Source organism: Vibrio atypicus (genome assembly GCF_009811315.1).
Lineage (GTDB): Bacteria > Pseudomonadota > Gammaproteobacteria > Enterobacterales > Vibrionaceae > Vibrio > Vibrio atypicus.
Window position 1 is genome coordinate 1 of sequence record NZ_BLID01000050.1, and the last position, 270, is coordinate 270.

The following is a 270-nucleotide window of genomic DNA, read 5'->3' on the forward strand; positions in this document are numbered from 1 at the left end:
TATTTTTAGGTACTGTAGAAGACTCTTCTATTGTTCCTTAAGATGGCTACGTAGCTCAGCTGGTTAGAGCACATCACTCATAATGATGGGGTCACAGGTTCGAATCCCGTCGTAGCCACCATTTATTCCCCTGCAAAAGGGAACGTTACTGGTTTTTACCAATTAATCAGTAATGATTTAGATAGATTCAAGATGCGGTCGTGGCGGAATTGGTAGACGCACCAGATTTAGGTTCTGGCGCCGCAAGGTGTGAGAGTTCAAGTCTCTCCG

The 270-nt window shown here is 44.8% G+C and carries 1 tRNA gene; it reads left to right on the forward strand.

Annotation, left to right across the window (positions count from 1 at the left end):
• Positions 1-44: 44 nt before the first annotated feature.
• Positions 45-121 (forward strand) — tRNA-Met (locus tag GVO60_RS22260).
• Positions 122-270: the final 149 nt, after the last annotated feature.